The following is a 16,181-nucleotide window of genomic DNA, read 5'->3' as shown; positions in this document are numbered from 1 at the left end:
GGGCTATTCGGCATACAGCGGAAAATCGGTTGAAGCCGCTACGTGTTATGCGCGGGCGCGGCCCGCTTCACGCTTCACAGCGGCGCTTCAGCCGTCGAAGCGATACAGCACGGTGTCGGCGCGGAAACGGACGTCCGCGCTCAGGCTGTTGCTGATCAGCAGATAGCGTTGGCCGTCCGCGACGAATGCGGCGGCATCGGTGCCGCCGGTGGTCGGGAATTCGTCGGCCAGTTCGAAGCGGTCGCGCTGCCAGCGATAGATCTGCGAGACGAGCGACGTGTGCGGATCGTGCGGCGTGCCGGTGATGAAGCAGACGCGCACCAGGTAGCGGCCGTGCGCGCCGTCGATCAGTTTCAGTTCGCGGCCGCCCGCATCGCCGAGCGTCTGTACCGGCTCGAAACGCGTGCCGTCGAAGCGGTACAGGCGCGTCGTGCCGCTCAGATTCGCGAAGACCATCCACAGCGTGCCGGCGTCCTCGAAAAAGCAGAACGCGCGTCCGCCGGCCTGGTCGAGCGTCTGCAGCGGTTCGAAGCGGCCGTTGTGCCACAGATAGATCAATGAACCGTCGACATGGTCGGCATACGCGAGAAAGTGCTGTTCGCCCGCACCCGTACCCACGCTCGTGAATGCCCAGTTGTAGCCCCACCTGCCGTCGAACGTCTGGAACGGCACGAAGCGTTCGCCGTCCCATTCGAACAGACACGATTCGCGCGGATGGCGCGGCACGACGCCTTCGACGGTGACGCCCTGCGCGAGCGCGAGAAAGTGCCGCTCGCCGAGCGCGAACGCGTGCCATTGTTTCGCCGCGAACACGTCGAAGCGCTGGAACGGCTGCCAGCGTTCGCCGTCGTGTTCGTACAGCACCGCTTCGGTGTCGATCGAATACGGACCGCTGCCCGAGCGCACGCCGCAGGTCGCGAGAAAGCGTCGTGTGCCGAGCGTGAAGAATTCGGCGTCCTCGCCGCCGGGCACCGGCAGCGTGTCGGATGCGACGAAGCGGCCTGCGTCCCAACGGAAGATCAGCAGATCGGTGTTGCTGTCGCCGGCGTTCATCGCAGCCGGTTGACCCGGGATGTCGAGTGCAAGCTGCGGAATCGCGACGTGCAGATGGCCGTCGAGCGTGAAGATTTCGACCGCTCGTGCGCCGCTCGTCGCGAGCGTCTGGACTGGTGTGAGAAGAACGGTCGCTGCTGCGCCCGGATCACGATTTTCCATTACCGGACTCCGCGTGAGTGATGGGGAGAGAGGACGATCGCGGACGCGGATCGCCGCCGTCGCGAGGACGCCATAGGGCGACGAGCGCGATGCCAAGCGAGCCGCACAGCGCGAGCACCGCGGCGATCGCGAACAGTTTGTCGAGCGGGAGTTTGTGCGCGAGCAGGATGCCGCCGACCATCGGCCCGATGATCGAGCCGGTGCGGCCGATTGCCATCGTCCAGCCGATCCCGGCCGCGCGAACCGGCGTCGGAAAGAGCCGGCTCGCGATCGCGGGGATCGTCAATTGCCCGCCGACGAGACACGCGCCGACCACGAACAGCATGCCGAACGCTGCGTTGCCCGTGCCGATCACGTGACCGAGTCCGAACACCAGCAACGCGCCGCAGCCGAACGAGATCGCCACCGGCACGAACGGCCCGATGCGGCCGACCACCGTCGAGATCAGCAGCGCCCCGGCGATCGCGCCGAAGTTCAGCAGGACGGCGCCGAGCGCGGCGCGGTCCGGCGCAACGCCGTTCAGGTTGAGGATCGTCGGCATGAAGCTGACGAGAAAGCCGGACAGGATCATGCTCGCGAGCACGCCGAACCACAGCGCGAGCGTCGATGCGAGCCGGCCGTCGGCGAGCAGGTCGCCGACGAACGAGCCGAGCGCGCGGCCGAAGAGACCGCGGCGCGGCGTGCCGTCGTCGGGACCAGCCGTGGCCGCAACGGCGTCGCGACGCACAGCCGGCATCGACGGAATCACGAGCAGAACCGGCACGATCGCGGCGAGCGCGCATCCGCCGCCCATCAGGAACACGAACGGCCAGCCGAAGCGCATCATCAGTGCCGCCGTGATCGCGCCGCCGACCACTGCGCCGAGCGGAAAGCCGATGAACATCAGGATCACTGCCGACGAGCGGCGCTGCGCGGTACTACTCTCCGCAGTGATCGCAGCGACCGCCGGAATCGCGCCACCGAGTCCAAGGCCGCCGACGAAGCGCAACGCAGCGAGCGACCCGGCCGAACCGGCGAACGCGCACGCAAGCGTGAAGACACCGGTCACCGAGAGCGCGAGCAGCAGCATCGGCCGTCGTCCGAAGCGGTCCGCGAGCGGGCCGACGATCAGCGAGCCGAGCACGGTGCCGATGAAGCCCGCGCCGAACACGCGGCCGAGCGCGGCGTGATCGATGTGCAGCGATTTCTCGAGCAGCGGTGCGACGAACGACAGCATCAGCGTGTCGAAACCGTCGATCATCGACACGGCGAAGCAGACCAGCGTGATCCGCACGACCGCGGCGGTCGGCAGGGCGGGTGCAACGCTGCGCGGGTCGGGTGCAACTGTGTCGAAAGAGGTCATGGCGATGCGTCTCCGTGGCGGGCTTTCGTTGTTGGCCGGCTGCGTCGCCCTTCGCGCAGGCACTGACGGAGTGCCGCTCCGTCGTCGGTAAAACGCGTGTGCTTCAGTGCGGCGATGGCGCCGGGTAATCCACATTCGTGAAGCCCGGAATGACGACTTCATCCGGCCGGTTACCGTTGTCGTTCAGCTGATCGACGATGTAGTCGGCGACGCAGTTCGACAGCAGCTGCGCAGGGTCTTCCATGATGCGGCGCAGGCGCGCGCTCATCGCGTGGCGATCGTCCGGCGACGCGATCGGCGGCATGCTTTCCGCAGCCGTTGGCTCGAAGCGATAGCCTTCGTGATCGGGGAATAGTTCGCGCGCCACGTCGATGCTCGCGCGCGTGTTCTGCCACAGCGAGCGATAGGTTTGTTCGAGTGCGGCGAGCCCGGCTGCGTCCGGCAAATCCACCACCGAGAACGACGGTGCATGCGGCGCGACGAACAGCCGCTCCGGCGGCAGCATGCGGTCCGACGCGCGCCAGATCAGATGGCACATGTTGTTCGACGCCCACGTCGCGCCCGCGGTGGGCCGGCCGGCACGACCGCTGACGAGCACCATCGCGCGGCGCCAGTCGAGCGACTGCGCGCGCAGCCAGCTGCCGATCCGGTAGACGATGTCGAGAAACGCGAGGCCGAAGGTCGCGAACATCACGTCGTTCATCGATACCGGCATCGCGTGAGCGAGCACGTCGAGCGGCGCGAAATAGCGGTCGCGCAGCGCATCGAACGACATCAGGTCGGGCTCGTGCTGCGCACGCTCCAGCATGTCGATCGATACCGCGCACGTGTAGTCGACGAGCGCGGCGATCTTCGCTTCCTGACCCGCGAGACTTTTTACCGCGACGTCGTCGCGCCACAGCGCGGTCGAATTCGCCGCGCGCACGCGTGCCGCGTGTTCCACGAGCCGGGTGGCGCCGTGGCGCCAGTTGCTGTCTATTGCGTCGCGTGCATCGGCATGATCGAGTTCACGCATCCGCGCGAGGTACGCAAGTGCGAGCGGCAGATGCGACACCGCCGTCAGTTCGATAAAGCCGCGCGTCGATTTGCGGAAGCTCTCGATCTGCGGCGCGCGGCCCGCACCCGGAAACAGCGCGATGTCCGAGCCGGTCGACACGAGCAGCGGCGCGTCGGCGTCGAGCCGCTTCATCTGCTGCGTCAACTGGTTGCCGATGCTCGCGGGGTCCGACGTGAATGCGCGGAACAGTCCGGCGAACGCCGCATTCGGTTCATGGATCATCGCTGTGTGCCTTTATCGCTCAGTAGTCGCTCAGTAGTCGAACAGCCGGGCCGGATTGTCGGCGAGAATCGCGCGGCGCACGGCCGGATCGGCGGCCCATGTGCCCAGCAGGTTCAGCAACTCGCCGGTGTCGCGCGTCGAATCCGGAATGTGCGGCCAGTCCGAACCCCAGATCACCTTGTGCGGTGCCGCGTCGACGATCGCACGCGCCATCGGCTCGACGGCATCGTACCCGCGATGCTTCGCGATCCGGTACGGCGCGCTCAGCTTCAGCCAGCAGCGGGCATTTTTCAGCAGCGTCAGCAGACGATCGAAGTCGGCGGGTGTGAGGCCGTCTTCCTCGAGCATGTAGCCCATGTGATCGATGACGAAGTCGGTCTCGACGTCGCCGAGAAACGGAATCAGGTTGCGTACGACCCAGCCCGGCGCATAGAACTGCAGATGCCAGCCGAGTGCCGCGCAGCGCTTCGCCATCCGGCCGATGTACGCGCGGATCGCGTCGGTTGGTTCGGCCGAGCGCGCGAACAGGTCGAGCCGCAGCGCGCGCACGCCGGCATCGTGAAAGCGCGTGAGCGTTGCGTCGTCGGTGTCTTCGTCGATCATCGCGACGCCGCGCGCGGTCGGTCCGGCAACGCGCAGCGCGTCGAGCAGGCAGCGGTTGTCGGTGCCGTAGAAGCTCGGCTGCACGATCACGAAGCGTTCGAGCGACAGCGTGTCCATCAGCTTCCGGTAGTACTCGAGCTTGCCGTCGGGCAGCGTGTAGTGCGGATGCGCGACGCACGGATATTGCTCGAGCGGCCCGAACACGTGCATGTGCGCGTCGCACGCGTGAGCGGGCAGGTCGAATGCGGGACGCGCGAGTGTCGTGTGGTCGCGCATCGGCGTGGAGATCAGTGGAGTTTCTGCCATGACGGATAGAGATCGGATCGGTTGAAGAAGAAGTGAGGAAATTAGCGGTCCGCGCCGCGGCTCGCTTCGATGCGCTGACGCAGCGCGCCGAGAAACAGGTCGGTGTCGATGCCAGCGAAGATGTAGCGCACCGCGCCGTCGCGGCGTAACGCTGATAGCGCATCGCCGTCCGGCATCCCGCCGACGAGCGCGACCTTGCCGTGGCGATGTGCGGCCGCGATCACGCGGCGGCATGCGTCGAGCACGTCGGGATGGGTCGATTCGCCGGGGTGGCCCAGGTCCGCGCTGAGGTCGTTGCAGCCCACGCCGACGATGTCGACGCCCGGCACCGCGGCGATCGCGTCGGCGGCGTCGACGCCCGCGCGGCTTTCGATCAGCACCTGTACGGCGGTGGCGTCGTTCAGCCGCTGGTTCAGTTCGCGGGCGGGGAGTTTTTCGAAGTTCACGGAATGCAGCGTCGCGAGCTGCGAGCGCTGGCCGAACGGCGGGAAGCGCGTGGCCGTGACCGCGTCGCGCGCCTGTTCGGCGGTTTCGACGCGCGGGATGATGATGCCGAGCGCGCCGCCGTCGAGCACGCGATTGATCGTGCCGTAGTCGCGTTCCGGCACCCGGACCCACGGCGACAGGCCGATGTCGAGCGCGCACGCGCACATCTGCGCGACGGTATCGACGGGCAGCGTGCTGTGCTCCATGTCGATCCACACCGTGTGATATCCGGCGACCTTGGCCCAGCGGACCACGTCCGCGGTGCGCGACGCGCGGATGCCGAGTGCGTACACCGGTTCGCCCGCACGCAGCCGCTCGGTCAGTTCGATACCGTTCATCGTGTCTCCGTTGTTCTATCGGTGTGAACCAGTATCGCCCCGAAAATCGATTTGATTTATTCTCCGGAACCAGTTTATTGATTTGGAGAGTAAATCAATGAATCTCCGACATCTTGCGTACTTCGCGGTCGTCGCGGAGGAGTTGCACTTCCGTCGCAGCGCGGAGCGTCTTGGCATTACCCAGGCGCCGCTGAGCCTTGCGATCCAGGCGCTCGAAACCGAGCTGGGCGCGCGGCTTTTTCATCGCACGCGGCGCACCGTCGCGCTGACGGAAGCGGGACACGCGCTGTTCGACGACGCGCGCGGCATCCTGTCGCGCGTCGAGATGGCGAAGGAAAACGTGTGGCAGACAGTGAGCGGACAGGTGGGGCGACTGCGGGTGGGGTTCACGAATTCGTCGTCGCTGTCGCCGTTCTTTCCGCGGCTGATCCACGCGTATCGTACGCAGCGGCCTGGCGTGCAGATCACGCTGCGCGAGCTGTCGTCGCTGCAGCAGATCGAGTCGCTCGACACACGCGAACTCGACGTCGGGCTGCTACGGCTGCCGCCCGAAGCACCCGCATCGGTTCACGAACTGGTGCTGACGCCGCTGTTCGAAGAGGCGCTGCTGCTCGCGGTGCATGCGGGTCACCGGCTTGCGAAGAAGCGTGCGGTCTGTATCGCTGACCTGCGTGGCGAACCGTTCATCGCGTACCCGCGCCAGGCCGGCGTCGCGCTGTTCACGCAGATGCTGGCGCTGTGCGAGAAGCGCGGCTTCACGCCCGAGGTTGTTCAGGAGGCGCAGCAGGCCTCGACGCTAATCGGACTGACGGCGACGGGGCTCGGCGTCGCGCTGGTGCCCGCATCGCTGCGGGCGATCGCCGTGCCGGGCGTGGTGTTCCGCGAACTCAGCGACGACGATACGACGACAACCCTCTACATCGCGCATCGGCGCGGCGATGCGAACTCGCGTGCGCAGCAGTTCGCGGAACTGGCGGCGACGGTGCAGTAGACGGTGTGGTGAGGCTAGCGCGGCGCGAGGCCGTTGCGCGCCGTGCGGGCGCGCAAAGGGGCGGTGGGTACGCGAGGCTTGCGTGCGGGGACGGGTGATGATGCGGGCGCGCGCGTGTCTTTCATGAGACCTGCGCAGCTGCCGGCCCGACGCGCTTCGAGCAACAGGGTGCGCAGCCGCCGCAGTTCGGTGCGCTGCGCGCGCAGCGTCGCCATCGATTCGACGATTTCGTCAAGCCGTCCGTCGACTCCGCCTAACAGATCGTCGGGCGACAGCGTTTCGCAGCGGGCGAACGCGCCGCGCAGCGTATCGAGCGAAAAACCAAGTTGCTGCGAGGTCCGGATCAGATGCAGGCGTTCGACCGCGGTTTCAGGGTAGACGCGGTAGCCGTTCGGGCCGCGCTGCGGTTCGGGCAGCAGGCCGCTTTGTTCGTAGTAGCGGATGGCTGAGGGCGCGAGGCCCGTGCGTGCCGCAAGTTCGCCGATTTTCATCGCCCTTGACCTTCAAGTTGACTTGAATCCTAGTATAGCGGCGTTACCCTTTCCGTCAGGCGTTCCGTCATGTCCTCATCCCTTTTCGCACCGCTGCGTCTGCCGAACGGCACCACGCTTTCCAACCGCATCGCCAAGGCCGCGATGGAAGAAAACATGGCCGATACCGGGCAATTGCCAGGCCCCGCGCTGTACCGGTTGTACCGCGCATGGGCCGACGGGGGCGCGGGTCTGATCATTACCGGCAACGTGATGGTCGACGGGCGCGCGCTGACCGGGCCGGGCGGCGTCGTGCTCGAAGCGGATACGCCGCTCGGGCCGTTCGTCGAATGGGCGCGCGAGACGCATCGCAACGGCGTGAAGGTGTGGATGCAGATCAACCATCCGGGGCGTCAGGTCAGCGCGGATATGGGCGGCGCCGCGTGGGCGCCGTCGGCGGTCGCGCTCGAACTCGGCAAGTACAGCAAGCGCTTCGCACAACCACAACCGATGACCGACGCGCAGATCGGCGAAATCATCGAACGCTTCGCGGCCACCGCGGCCGCGGCGGAGCGCGCGGGATTCGACGGTGTCGAGATTCATGCGGCGCATGGCTATCTGCTTTCGCAGTTTCTGTCGCCGCTAACCAACCGACGCACCGACGCATGGGGCGGCAGTCTCGAGAACCGCGCGCGATTGCTGCTCGACGTCGTGCGTGCGGTGCGTGCGCGCGTGTCGCCGGGCTTTGGCGTCGGCGTCAAACTGAATTCGGCGGATTTCCAGCGCGGCGGGTTTTCCGAAGACGACGCGAAGCAGGTGATCCTGTGGCTGAACGAACTGCCGGTCGATCTCGTCGAGCTGTCCGGCGGCAGCTACGAAAGTCCCGCGATGCAGGGACGTGCCGCCGACGGTCGGACGCTCGCGCGCGAAGCGTACTTTCTGTCGTTCGCGAAAGAACTGGCCGCGGTCGCGACGATGCCGCTGATGACGACCGGCGGCATCCGTCGACGCGCCGTCGCGGAAACCGTGCTCGACAACGGTGTGGCGATGGTCGGCATGGCGACCGCGCTCGCGCTGGCGCCCGATCTGCCGGCACGCTGGCACGCGGGCGGCGACGACACGGTCGCGGCGCAGCCGGTCGGCTGGAAGGATCAGATGATGGCGGCGCTTGCGCGCATGGCGCTCGTCAAGCGACGCCTGCGTGCGCTCGGTGCGGGAGGGGCCGGCAGAAAGGCCGCGGCGTACTCGGCGGCGTTCACGCTGGTGATCGATCAGTTGCGTACCCGCAGACTTACGCGGCGCTACCGGCGCTGGAGCGGTGCGCGGGGGAACGCGGGCCTTTGACTATGCGCGGGTCGCCGGTCGGACGTGCGGCTTCGATCACTTGAAGCCGCGCGTGCAGCGATCCGCAATCAGTTAGCGCGTTCCGGCGCTGCAGCAGTACGCGAGCAGAAAAGTCGCGGTGCCCGTGCTGCTGCCCACGATGGCGCGCATGTCGGAGTTCAGCTTCGACATGGCCGCAGTTACGTAATCGGGTGCGGGTAGCTTGTCCGTGTTGAAGTCGTGCACGGCGAGTGCCACTGCCTTGTTGTCCTTCGTCTTCGGCGTAGCCAGGCTGCGATCTTCCTGCGCGAACTTCTGTTCGCGTGTTGCTACCGCGCCGACCTGGCCGCTGCAGTATCCGTGGGTCCCGGACATGATGTGAATCGTGTGGCCGTCGCCGCTCAAGCCGGCCGCAATGGTGTTCAGTGCCGCGGCAACGTCCTTGACGTTACAGGGATCGTGAAATCCCCAGATCTGTACGGCAGTGGGTGTCGCTTGGGTGAGGTTGACGAGTGTCGCCATGGCGTTGCTCCTGGAGGTCTTTCATTGTGGAGATCAGGCTTGAAACCGGGGAGATGAATCTTTGCGTCGATAGGCGTCGGCCGACGTGACTTCGGGCATCGATTGCTTTGTTTTCGCGCGGTATCAGCCCAAAGATGCGGGTATCCGTTGAAGAGCCTCAAGCTTGAATCGATCGAGGCGCGCGGATGACTGAACAGTAGCCGCCCGATCTCACGCGCGAAATGGACCGCTCGTCATGCCCGGCGTTGTGCCGTTCGTCACGGGACCGGGAGCTAGCCTTTCTGGTTTTTCTTCGAGGCTAGTTCGATGTCAGCCAGCATGAACCTGAAACGACCACGAGCACGCCCAACGGGAAAAGAGCCATGAGCGTACGCACAAGTGCCGTGCCATCGATCGCGGCCGCGATGCGCGACGCGACCGACGCAACGGACACGACCGATGCGATGAATCGATACCCTCGGCTTCGCGCCGGCGAAGCGATGGCGACGGGATCGCACGGTGTACCACGCATGGCTTTTCCCTCGACCCGTATCAGTGCGCAAGTGCCTCGATCACATCGTCGGATTGCCGCACCAGACCCAGCCTCGGAAAGACGTAGTTAACCGATGCATGGTGATGCTCCAACGCGCCGCAGCTCATCGCATCCTCGACGAGCACGAGGGTATAGCCGAGTTCATAGCCGGCACGCGCAGTCGATTCGACGCCGATGTTCGTCGAGATGCCGGCGAGCACAATCGTCTGGATGCCACGGCGACGCAATTGCAGATCGAGCTCGGTGCCATGGAATGCGTTCCACTGCCGCTTTGTGATCTTGAGATCGCTTTCGTTTGCTTCGAGCGCGTCGGGAAAGTCCCACCACGTCGCAGGCAGTCCGCCGGCGGGAAGCGGAGCGGGTTGATCGACCGGTTGCTTCAGTGCGTCGGCGAAATCGTGGTTCCAGCCTACGCGTACCAGCACGACGGGCGCGCCGATCTCACGGAAGCGCTTCGCGAGCCTCGCCGAGGTCGCCAGCGCGGATTCGCCGGAGCGGGGCGCTTTTCCGAATCCAAGAATGCCCTGCTGGAGATCGATCAGAACGAGTGCGGTGGTTCGGGGGTCGAGTTTTTTCAGCATGGTTGCCTTCCGTTGAATTTGCCGGGTTAAAAGAGTATCGTCGCGTGTATTGTGAGGTTATCCTCACTTTTTAATATATGAGAATGCCCTCACAAAAGTCAACCGGAACATTGAGTGCCGGAAGCGTCCAGGCGAAATCTCCTCAGCGGGCGCGTGGACACGCGCGGGTCGCAGTGCTTCTGGAGGCGGCAGGTTGTGAATTCGCCGAGAAGGGATATGACGGCACGACGATGACGGCGATCGCCGCGCGCGCGGGATCGTCGATCGGTTCGCTGTATCAGTTTTTCCCCACCAAGGAACAGATTGCGGGCGCGTTGCTCGAGCGCTATGTGAACATGCTCGCCGAGACGTTCCGCAAGCTGCGCGAGGCCGCTCCGACGCTGGACATATCGGTGCTCGCGAGCCGGTTAACGAGAACGTTTCTGAAGTTCCGCACGAGCCATCCCGCGTTCGCGGTGCTGGCCGAGACGTACGGCACCGCGCTGCCGGGCACGAGCAGCATCCGGGAAGATCTGCATGGGGGGATCGCATCCGTGCTGGCCGCCATGGCGCCGCATGTGGCACCCGCCGAGATTGCTGTGCGTGCCGCGGTGGTCCAGCAGCTGATGAAGGCAGCCGTCGCGATTCATGGCGATGCGGCAATAGCCGGTCGCAAGGCCGCGGTCGACGAACTGGAAGGGTTGATGCAGCACTATCTGCGAGACACGATCAGCCTGGCTGGATAGTGCACGCGGACAAAACCTTCTAGCGGTGACCTAGCGCCAGGCGAACCCGCTCCACGAATTCGGCTCGCTCGGTCACGGCATTCACCGGGAATCGCTCGAAAAGATCTCCGCGACGCAGGTCGGCGTACAGTCCCGTCGGGTCTTCATGAAAGTGCAGGAATGCTTTGCCTGCCTGATAAAACACGCCGCGCGATTTTTCCTTCAGACCCGGCAGTTCACGCAAATCGTGCAAGGTGCGCTCGAGTTGATCGAGGGCGGTTGAGCCTGCGTGCTTCATCGTTCCTCCCGCGCTAAATTGGGCATCTGGAACCTGGGACAGGAAGGTTTGAGGTCTGCCGGGAATCGCTCGCTGCGGGTCATTTTCAACCCGAGCCTTATCAGACAGGTTCAACGGGGTTTCCTGGCGGTAGGCCGGATGCGAATTCAATCGACCCGGCGGTTCGGGATTTCATGTTACCCGACGGCATTGGAGTATGCCTACCGCCACCCCATCGCTCACATCAAATTGCCACCTCCGGCGGCTGCTGCCGGAACAGTCGCGTGATCCAGCACAGATACAGGAGCCCAAGCACGAACCAGATCGCACCGAGCACGAGCGCGGTCTTCTCGAGACTCACGAGCAGCCAGATGTCCGCGATCGCGCCGATGAGCGGGAACACCAGCCCGCCGAGAAAACCGATGCGCTTGTCCCCATGCTCGCCCGACAGGTAGATGCGCACCACGCACAGGTTCACCGCAGTGAACGCGAGGAACGCGCCGAAGTTGATGAACGACGTCGACGTCGCGACATCGAGCTTCAGCGCGATCAGCCCGACGATGCCCGCGATCGCGATGTTGATCGCCGGGGTCTTGAAGCGCGGATGGATGAAACCGAACACGCGCTTCGGCAGGATCTCGTCGCGGCCCATCGCGTAGAGCAGCCGTCCGACGCTCGCCTGCGCGGAGATGCCCGACGCAAACTGCGCGAGGATCAGCCCCGCAAGGAACACGCTGACGAACAGGTCGCCGCCGATCATTTTCGCGACTTCGAACGCGGCCGAATCGGTGTCCTTGAACTCGACGCCCGGATGCGCGAGCTGCATCGTGTACGACGCGACGACGAAGATCGCGCCGCCGATCAATGCGATCAACAGGATCGCGCGCGGCATGTTCTTCTTCGGATCGATGGTTTCCTCGGTGAGCGTCGACACGGCGTCGAAGCCGAGGTACGAATACGCGGCGATCGCCGCGCCCGCCATCGTCGATGAAAGCGGCACATGTGCCTTGAAGAACGGCTCGGCCATGGCGATACCGCCGGGACCGGCCGCCGCGGTTGCATAGTGCCAGCACAGGCCGACGAACAGCGCGACGATCGCGAGCTGCACGACCATCAGCACGATGTTGAAGCGCGCGGCGAGTTCGATGCCGACGATATTCAGCGCGCTCGTCAGCACGATAAACGCGACGATCCAGATCCACACGGGCACGTGTGGAAACGCGGCGTTCAGATACGCGGCGCCGATCAGCCAGATCACCATCGGCAGGAAGAAGTAGTCGAGCAGCGTCGCCCAGCCGATCATGAAACCGAGGTGCGCGTTGAACGTCTTGCGCGTGTACGTGTAGGCGGAGCCCGCCACCGGATAGAGCCGCGCGAGCTTGCCGTAACTCAATGCGGTGAACGCGATCGCGATCAGCGCGAGCAGGTAGGCGAGGGCGGCGGTATCGTCGCTCGCTTTCGCGAGGACGCCATAGGTGCCGTACACGATCAGCGGGGCCATGTAGGCGAGGCCGAACAGCAGCACGGACGGCAGGCCCAGCGTGCGCTTCAGATGCGGTTGATCTTCCCTGTCTTGCATGATGTCTCCTGAGCCTGCGGGCAGGCATGAAACGCTCTCTCCGGAGCGTGAGCCCGGAATGGGCGCGGTACGGCGGCGATCGGAACAAACCGCCCGAACGGGCGCGGCCGATGAAATTACGCGAACGGAACGGCGGTGAGGCAAGCGTGAAGGGTGAAGCGCGGATCAGTCGCGGCGGCGGCGCGGTTCGATCGCGAGCGAGTGCGAACCGTCGTCGTGTTCGATGCGCTTGAGCGCAAGCGGCACGCGTGCGTCGTGCAGATAGCGGTAGTGTTCGCGGCTCGCTTCGAGCAGCGCGCGATCGACCTTCACGCGCAGTACTGCTTCGTCGGCGCCGGCGACCGCGGCCATTTCGCCCGACGGCTCGACGAGCGCGGACTCGCCAGGGAACGTCAGGCCGTCGTCGCCGGAGCCGCAGCGGTTCACCATCGCGGCGAACATCTGGTTCTCCATCGCGCGCGCGGCGATCGCGCGGCGGTGCACAGGGCCGAACGGGTCCATGTTGCCGTTGGTGACGACGAGCAGGTCCGCATCGAGCGATGCGAGCGCGCGTGCGCCTTCGGGAAACTCGATGTCGTAGCAGATCTGCAGGCCGACCGTGAAGCCGTTCCACAGGCACGTGTCGTAGCGCTCGCCCGGCGTGAACACGCCGACATCCGACGCCCACAGATGTACCTTGCGATACTTCAGCGCGATCGCGCCGGTGCGATCGATCAGCACGGTCGTGTTGTAGTAGCGTTCGCCGTCGCGTTCCGCGAAACCGACGGCTGCCGCGACGCCCGCTTGCCGCGCGGCGTCGCGCACGGCGGCGAGCGCGGGGCCATCGAGCGTCTGCGCGACTTCGGCGACGTTCTCGCGCGTCGGAAAGCCCGACAGCGTTGCTTCCGGAAACACGACGAGCTGCGTGCCGCCAGCCGTGTCCGCGTGGCCGATAATTTCAACGACCTTACGCGTATTGCGTTCGAGGCCACCGTCGACGAGCGCGAGTTGCGCGAGTTCCACCTGCATCGTCTGTCTCCTTCGGGTTGTCGTCCGGTGCATTATCGGCGTGTTATTTTTGACCGGAAATCACCCACGTGGGTTACCTCAACGGAGAACGGATGGAGCTGGAATGGCGCGATCTCGCGTTTCATCGGGAGATCGGCTCGGCCATCGACGCGCTCGACAGCCCGCATTTCTGGGCCCGGCTGACGCGTGTCCTCGAGCGGCACATCGGTTTCGACAGCTGGGTGGCGCTGCGCTTCGCGCGTCACGCGCCGCCGTTCGTCTGCGCGGAGCAGGCGATGCCGGACGGCCAGATCGACCTGATGTTCCAGGACTATCTCGCGGCACTCTATCAGCTCGATCCGTTTTATCTCGCCGCATTCGAAACGCACGCATCGGGCTTCTATACGCTCGCGGACGTCGCGCCCGACAACTTCCGGATGACCGAGTACTACCAGCGCTATTTCCGCAAGAACATCGTCGGCGATGAAGTGCATTTCAACGTCGTGATCGACGCGGATCACACGATGGGTTTTTCGCTCGGCTGTACGCGCCGTTATCACGAACGCGAGATCGCGCTGCTCACGCTGTTCGCGCCGTGGGTGCTCGCGTTGATGCAGCAGCGGCTGCGTCACGAGGACTTCCGCGCGGTGCCGGAGCGCACGACGGTGGTCGGGGCCGGTGTCGATGCCGTTGATCCCGTCGATCTGCCGGCGGATTTGCCAACGCGCGTCGGCGCACTGTCCGGCAAGCATGGCCGCGGCACGCTGACTGCGCGCGAAATCGAAGTGGCGATGCTGTCGTTGAGCGGCTTCTCGTCGCGCGCGATCGCGGAGAAGCTCGCGATTTCATTCGAGACCGTGCGTGTGCACAAGAAACACATCTACGCGAAGCTCGGCATCGGTTCGCAGTCGGAGCTGTTCGCGCTGTTCTATGAGCCGGCGCAGGGCGACAGTAGTGTGCCGGTGTTTCGCGAGTCTGTGGGCAAGGCCGATTGATCGGCGCGTCCAGGTGCGCGCGATGAATTCGCCGCATCAGGCCGCAGCCGCCCGATGCTGCCTCAACAGCCCATCCCGAATGAACTGCGCAAGTTCGCGCGCGATCGGACTACCGCCGTGCTCCGGCAGATAGAGGCCGATCGCGAACGGCGGCAGCTCCGGTAATTTCGCGTCCGCACCGAGGATGTCGAGGTCGGCGGGCACCGTCGAGATCAGCCAGGCGGTGATCGCGAGGCCGGTGCGGACCGTCGCGGTCGTCGCTTCGATGTTGCCGCTTTCGAACACCGTCCGCCATTCGATGTCGTGCTCGCGCAGTGCGTCGAGCACGGTGTCGCGGAACGCGCAGGTGTCGGTGACCATCGAGATCGGCAGCGGGCGCTTCAGATGCGCGCTGCCGCCGCGCGCGCCGACCCACACGAGCCGTTCCACGCGCAGGCATTCGCCGCCCGAATCCGCCGCGGGTTCTTCGATCACCGCGACGTCGAGCGATCCGCGCGCGAGCCACTCCGCAAGCTCCGGCGACGAGCCGCAGACGATCGACATCTCGACGTTCGGCCATGCCTCGGTGAAAGCCTTGAAGATCGGGGAGAAGCTCGCGCCGACCAGGTCGTACGGCACGCCGAGCCGTACCTGTCCTTCGAGCGGACGCGCGGCCATGTCGGCCCATATCTCATCGTTCATCCCTAGCAGACGTTTCGCCTTGCCGAGAAAACGCTCGCCGACCTGCGTCAGTTCGAGCTGCCGTCCGACGCGCTCGAACAGGTTGCAGCCGAACGATTCCTCGAGCCGCTTGATCTGCTGACTCACCGCGCCCTGCGTGAGGTGCAGCGTATTCGCGGCGACCGTCATGCTGCCGCGTTCGGCGACGGCGACGAACGTCCGGACGAGGGCGATATCGAGGTTGCGGATCATCGTCGCATTATAGGAGCTAATGCATTCCATCAAGATCTTTCGATTTTCTAATGATGGCAGGCTGGCTACAGTGACGTCTCCTTTCGCTACGTCCGCGTGTCCTTCATGTCCTTGTTTTCCACTGCGTCCGCAACTGACGCCGGTTCGCTTGCGCCTCTGATCCTGTTCGTCGTCGTCGCGACCATCACGCCGGGCGGCGCGACCGCGCTCGCGACCGCATCCGGCTCGCGGTTCGGTTTTCGCCGCTCGATTCCGCTGATGGCGGGCATCGCGCTGGGTCTCGCGACGCTCGCCGCCGCCGCCGCGGCCGGTCTCGCGAGCGTGCTGCTCGCGGCGCCTGCGCTGCAGACAGCGATGAAGGCGATCGGCAGCGCCTATCTGCTGTGGCTCGCGTGGCAGGTGGCGCGCAGCGGGCCGCCGGACCTGCAGCGCGGTGCGCAGGCGTCCGCAGCGCCGACGACGCTCGTCGGCGCCGTGTGTCTGTTGTGGCTCAATCCGAAAGGCTGGGCGATGGCGCTCGGCGCGGCCGCTTCGTTCGCGATGCTCGCGAACGGGCCGCTGCACCTGGCGTTGCTGCTCGCCGGCGCATTCGGCGGCGGCGCGCTGGTGTCGATGTCGCTGTGGTGCGCGGCCGGCGTGCTGCTCGCGCGGCTGCTGCGGACGCCGCGTCAATGGCGTATGGTCAACGCGATACTGGGCGTATTGCTCGCGGTATCGATCATTCCGATGTGGAGGTAAG

At 65.5% G+C, this 16,181-nt stretch carries 17 protein-coding genes; 5 read left to right on the top strand and 12 right to left on the bottom strand.

Going from position 1 to position 16,181, the window contains the following annotated elements; translation table 11 throughout:
• Nucleotides 1-87 precede the first annotated feature (87 nt).
• The 5 genes from ACREXZ_RS09095 to ACREXZ_RS09075 form a co-directional block, all read right to left on the bottom strand.
• Nucleotides 88-1,215, bottom strand: coding sequence for a hypothetical protein (locus tag ACREXZ_RS09095; RefSeq protein ID WP_431763727.1), 1,128 nt, complete (start codon nt 1,213-1,215; stop codon nt 88-90).
• Nucleotides 1,202-2,557 carry an MFS transporter gene (locus ACREXZ_RS09090; RefSeq protein ID WP_431763726.1) on the bottom strand — a complete coding sequence of 452 codons (1,356 nt, stop codon included), beginning with the start codon at nt 2,555-2,557 and terminating at the stop codon, nt 1,202-1,204. The genes ACREXZ_RS09095 and ACREXZ_RS09090 overlap by 14 nt, the downstream gene beginning before the upstream one ends.
• Before the next feature lie 103 nt (nt 2,558-2,660).
• A complete protein-coding gene (locus ACREXZ_RS09085) occupies nt 2,661-3,836 on the bottom strand; it encodes a DUF5624 domain-containing protein (protein ID WP_431763725.1) in 1,176 nt (391 codons plus the stop codon).
• A gap of 30 nt (nt 3,837-3,866) precedes the next feature.
• Nucleotides 3,867-4,745 carry an amidohydrolase family protein gene (locus tag ACREXZ_RS09080; protein WP_431763724.1) on the bottom strand — a complete coding sequence of 293 codons (879 nt, stop codon included), beginning with the start codon at nt 4,743-4,745 and terminating at the stop codon, nt 3,867-3,869.
• A gap of 41 nt (nt 4,746-4,786) precedes the next feature.
• Entirely contained in the window at nt 4,787-5,569 is a 783-nt protein-coding gene (locus ACREXZ_RS09075; RefSeq protein WP_431763723.1) for an HpcH/HpaI aldolase family protein, read from the bottom strand.
• A gap of 97 nt (nt 5,570-5,666) precedes the next feature.
• Between ACREXZ_RS09075 and ACREXZ_RS09070 the strand changes: the two genes are divergently transcribed.
• On the top strand, nt 5,667-6,560 hold the full coding sequence (locus ACREXZ_RS09070) for a LysR family transcriptional regulator (protein ID WP_431763722.1): 894 nt from the start codon (nt 5,667-5,669) through the stop codon (nt 6,558-6,560).
• A 14-nt stretch (nt 6,561-6,574) separates the two neighbouring features.
• Here ACREXZ_RS09070 and ACREXZ_RS09065 read toward each other — a convergent pair whose 3' ends face one another.
• Complete coding sequence (locus ACREXZ_RS09065) at nt 6,575-7,051, bottom strand: MerR family transcriptional regulator (protein ID WP_431763721.1); 477 nt, start codon at nt 7,049-7,051, stop codon at nt 6,575-6,577.
• A gap of 69 nt (nt 7,052-7,120) precedes the next feature.
• On the opposite strand from ACREXZ_RS09065, the gene ACREXZ_RS09060 reads away from it, so the two are divergent.
• The gene (locus tag ACREXZ_RS09060) at nt 7,121-8,374 is read left to right on the top strand and encodes an NADH:flavin oxidoreductase/NADH oxidase family protein (RefSeq protein WP_431763720.1); all 1,254 of its coding nucleotides are present in this window, start codon (nt 7,121-7,123) and stop codon (nt 8,372-8,374) included.
• 72 nt (nt 8,375-8,446) lie between these two features.
• Here the strand turns inward: ACREXZ_RS09060 and ACREXZ_RS09055 are convergent, their stop codons facing one another.
• Nucleotides 8,447-8,875 carry a hypothetical protein gene (locus ACREXZ_RS09055; RefSeq protein WP_431763719.1) on the bottom strand — a complete coding sequence of 143 codons (429 nt, stop codon included), beginning with the start codon at nt 8,873-8,875 and terminating at the stop codon, nt 8,447-8,449.
• A gap of 531 nt (nt 8,876-9,406) precedes the next feature.
• Nucleotides 9,407-9,988, bottom strand: a complete 582-nt coding sequence (locus ACREXZ_RS09050) for a hydrolase (protein WP_431763718.1) — start codon at nt 9,986-9,988, stop codon at nt 9,407-9,409.
• Nucleotides 9,989-10,065: 77 nt separating this feature from the next.
• On the opposite strand from ACREXZ_RS09050, the gene ACREXZ_RS09045 reads away from it, so the two are divergent.
• Complete coding sequence (locus tag ACREXZ_RS09045) at nt 10,066-10,713, top strand: TetR/AcrR family transcriptional regulator (protein WP_431763717.1); 648 nt, start codon at nt 10,066-10,068, stop codon at nt 10,711-10,713.
• A gap of 19 nt (nt 10,714-10,732) precedes the next feature.
• On the opposite strand, the gene ACREXZ_RS09040 is transcribed toward ACREXZ_RS09045, so the two are convergent.
• From ACREXZ_RS09040 to ACREXZ_RS09030, 3 genes are all read right to left on the bottom strand, one after another.
• Nucleotides 10,733-11,104, bottom strand: coding sequence for a hypothetical protein (locus ACREXZ_RS09040; protein WP_431763716.1), 372 nt, complete (start codon nt 11,102-11,104; stop codon nt 10,733-10,735).
• Between the two features lie 109 nt (nt 11,105-11,213).
• Entirely contained in the window at nt 11,214-12,548 is a 1,335-nt protein-coding gene (locus ACREXZ_RS09035; protein ID WP_431763715.1) for an APC family permease, read from the bottom strand.
• Nucleotides 12,549-12,713: 165 nt separating this feature from the next.
• A complete protein-coding gene (locus tag ACREXZ_RS09030) occupies nt 12,714-13,556 on the bottom strand; it encodes a carbon-nitrogen hydrolase family protein (protein ID WP_431763714.1) in 843 nt (280 codons plus the stop codon).
• Between the two features lie 92 nt (nt 13,557-13,648).
• Between ACREXZ_RS09030 and ACREXZ_RS09025 the strand changes: the two genes are divergently transcribed.
• Nucleotides 13,649-14,530 (top strand): response regulator transcription factor, encoded by an 882-nt coding sequence (locus tag ACREXZ_RS09025; protein ID WP_431763713.1) that lies wholly within the window; start codon nt 13,649-13,651, stop codon nt 14,528-14,530.
• Between the two features lie 36 nt (nt 14,531-14,566).
• Here the strand turns inward: ACREXZ_RS09025 and ACREXZ_RS09020 are convergent, their stop codons facing one another.
• Entirely contained in the window at nt 14,567-15,442 is an 876-nt protein-coding gene (locus ACREXZ_RS09020) for a LysR family transcriptional regulator (RefSeq protein WP_431763957.1), read from the bottom strand.
• A gap of 105 nt (nt 15,443-15,547) precedes the next feature.
• On the opposite strand from ACREXZ_RS09020, the gene ACREXZ_RS09015 reads away from it, so the two are divergent.
• Complete coding sequence (locus ACREXZ_RS09015) at nt 15,548-16,180, top strand: LysE family translocator (RefSeq protein ID WP_431763712.1); 633 nt, start codon at nt 15,548-15,550, stop codon at nt 16,178-16,180.
• Nucleotide 16,181: the final 1 nt, after the last annotated feature.

Origin of the sequence: Paraburkholderia sp. (assembly GCF_050742655.1) — a bacterium.
Lineage (GTDB): Bacteria > Pseudomonadota > Gammaproteobacteria > Burkholderiales > Burkholderiaceae > Paraburkholderia.
Note: the sequence above shows the minus strand (reverse complement) of the source record. Positions and strands in the feature narration are given on the sequence as shown.

Coding starts and splice junctions, on each gene's coding strand:
- ACREXZ_RS09070 (WP_431763722.1), top strand. CDS start 5,667: ATGAATCTCCGACATCTTGCGTACTTCGCGGTCGTCGCGGAGGAGTTG.
- ACREXZ_RS09095 (WP_431763727.1), bottom strand. CDS start 1,215: ATGGAAAATCGTGATCCGGGCGCAGCAGCGACCGTTCTTCTCACACCA.
- ACREXZ_RS09065 (WP_431763721.1), bottom strand. CDS start 7,051: ATGAAAATCGGCGAACTTGCGGCACGCACGGGCCTCGCGCCCTCAGCC.
- ACREXZ_RS09075 (WP_431763723.1), bottom strand. CDS start 5,569: ATGAACGGTATCGAACTGACCGAGCGGCTGCGTGCGGGCGAACCGGTG.
- ACREXZ_RS09035 (WP_431763715.1), bottom strand. CDS start 12,548: ATGCAAGACAGGGAAGATCAACCGCATCTGAAGCGCACGCTGGGCCTG.
- ACREXZ_RS09090 (WP_431763726.1), bottom strand. CDS start 2,557: ATGACCTCTTTCGACACAGTTGCACCCGACCCGCGCAGCGTTGCACCC.
- ACREXZ_RS09030 (WP_431763714.1), bottom strand. CDS start 13,556: ATGCAGGTGGAACTCGCGCAACTCGCGCTCGTCGACGGTGGCCTCGAA.
- ACREXZ_RS09085 (WP_431763725.1), bottom strand. CDS start 3,836: ATGATCCATGAACCGAATGCGGCGTTCGCCGGACTGTTCCGCGCATTC.
- ACREXZ_RS09015 (WP_431763712.1), top strand. CDS start 15,548: ATGTCCTTGTTTTCCACTGCGTCCGCAACTGACGCCGGTTCGCTTGCG.
- ACREXZ_RS09055 (WP_431763719.1), bottom strand. CDS start 8,875: ATGGCGACACTCGTCAACCTCACCCAAGCGACACCCACTGCCGTACAG.
- ACREXZ_RS09060 (WP_431763720.1), top strand. CDS start 7,121: ATGTCCTCATCCCTTTTCGCACCGCTGCGTCTGCCGAACGGCACCACG.
- ACREXZ_RS09080 (WP_431763724.1), bottom strand. CDS start 4,745: ATGGCAGAAACTCCACTGATCTCCACGCCGATGCGCGACCACACGACA.
- ACREXZ_RS09025 (WP_431763713.1), top strand. CDS start 13,649: ATGGAGCTGGAATGGCGCGATCTCGCGTTTCATCGGGAGATCGGCTCG.
- ACREXZ_RS09045 (WP_431763717.1), top strand. CDS start 10,066: ATGAGAATGCCCTCACAAAAGTCAACCGGAACATTGAGTGCCGGAAGC.
- ACREXZ_RS09020 (WP_431763957.1), bottom strand. CDS start 15,442: ATGATCCGCAACCTCGATATCGCCCTCGTCCGGACGTTCGTCGCCGTC.
- ACREXZ_RS09050 (WP_431763718.1), bottom strand. CDS start 9,988: ATGCTGAAAAAACTCGACCCCCGAACCACCGCACTCGTTCTGATCGAT.